Source organism: Stenotrophomonas maltophilia group sp. RNC7 (assembly GCF_030910085.1).
GTDB classification, from domain to species: Bacteria; Pseudomonadota; Gammaproteobacteria; order Xanthomonadales; family Xanthomonadaceae; genus Stenotrophomonas; species Stenotrophomonas sepilia.
This window is the reverse complement of the sequence record NZ_JAVFVN010000073.1, coordinates 1-1,667: the sequence shown is the minus strand read 5'-3', so window position 1 is coordinate 1,667 and position 1,667 is coordinate 1. Positions and strand designations below refer to the sequence as shown.

Sequence of the window (1,667 nt, the reverse complement as noted above, 5' to 3'; positions counted from 1 at the left end):
CGAATGAGGGCCCTTAGCTCAGCTGGTTAGAGCGCACCCCTGATAAGGGTGAGGTCGGTGGTTCGAGTCCACTAGGGCCCACCATTTAAACTTTATATTCCATATGGGGCTATAGCTCAGCTGGGAGAGCGCCTGCCTTGCACGCAGGAGGTCAGGGGTTCGATCCCCCTTGGCTCCACCATAAATGAACTTTCTATTGTACCTTGAAAACTGAATCGTGAAGAGAAGTTAAAGTGTCTTAGAATATCCTTATCTTAATGATACGGTGATAACGCGATGTTAAATCGCAATCATGGTTAAGCTATTAAGAGCACACGGAGGATGCCTAGGCACCAGGAGCCGATGAAGGACGTGGCGAACAACGATATGCTTCGGGGAGCTGTAAGCAAGCTTTGATCCGGAGATTTCCGAATGGGGAAACCCAGCTGCCGTAATGGGCAGTTACTTATGTCTGAATACATAGGACATAAGATGGCATACGAGGGGAACTGAAACATCTAAGTACCCTCAGGAAGAGAAAACAATAGTGATTCCGTCAGTAGCGGCGAGCGAAAGCGGAACAGCCTAAACCAAGGAGCTTGCTCCTTGGGGTTGTGGGACGTCTCACATGGAGTCAGAAAGGTGTTTATTAAACGAAGAGGTCTGGAAAGGCCCGCCATAGAAGGTAACAGCCCTGTAATTGAAAGTAAATGCCCTCCGAGACGGATCCCGAGTACCGCGGGACACGTGAAACCCCGTGGGAATCTGGCAGGACCATCTGCTAAGGCTAAATACTCCCTGGTGACCGATAGTGAAGCAGTACCGTGAGGGAAAGGTGAAAAGCACCCCGGAAGGGGAGTGAAAGAGAACCTGAAACCGTGTGCTTACAAGAAGTCAGAGCCCGATCAATGGGTGATGGCGTGCCTTTTGTAGAATGAACCGGCGAGTTACGTTTACGTGCAAGGTTAAGGTGAAAAGCCGCAGCCGCAGCGAAAGCGAGTCTGAATAGGGCGAATGAGTACGTAGGCGTAGACCCGAAACCGTGTGATCTACCCCTGTCCAGGGTGAAGGTGCGGTAACACGCACTGGAGGCCCGAACCCACGAATGTTGAAAAATTCGGGGATGAGGTGGGGGTAGCGGAGAAATTCCAATCGAACTCGGAGATAGCTGGTTCTCCCCGAAATAGCTTTAGGGCTAGCCTCGGAGGAAGAGTCGTGGAGGTAGAGCACTGATTGGGTGCGGGGCCCGCCAAGGGTTACCAAGCTCAGTCAAACTCCGAATGCCATGGACTTATTATCCGGGAGTCAGACAATGGGTGCTAAGGTCCGTTGTCAAGAGGGAAACAGCCCAGACCATCAGCTAAGGCCCCTAAGTGTACGTTAAGTGGGAAAGGATGTGGAGTTGCCCAGACAACCAGGATGTTGGCTTAGAAGCAGCCATCATTTAAAGAGTGCGTAATAGCTCACTGGTCGAGTGACTCTGCGCCGAAAATGTAACGGGGCTAAACGTACCGCCGAAGCTATGGATTGATGCTTCTTGCATCAGTGGTAGGGGAGCGTTGTGTACCGGGTTGAAGGTAGACCGGAAGGACTGCTGGACTGTACACAAGTGAGAATGCCGGTATGAGTAACGAAAAGACATGTGAGAATCATGTCCGCCGAAAGCCTAAGGGTTCCTGGGGAAGGCT

General features: G+C 51.4%; 2 tRNA genes and 1 rRNA gene. All 3 read left to right on the top strand.

The features are described 5' to 3' along the window. Positions 1-7 precede the first annotated feature (7 nt). Positions 8-84, top strand: a tRNA-Ile gene (locus RCF13_RS00580). Positions 85-105: 21 nt separating this feature from the next. Continuing rightward, positions 106-181, top strand: a tRNA-Ala gene (locus RCF13_RS00575). 113 nt (positions 182-294) lie between these two features. Further along, positions 295-1,667: ribosomal RNA gene (locus RCF13_RS00570) — 23S ribosomal RNA — on the top strand; the annotation flags it as partial.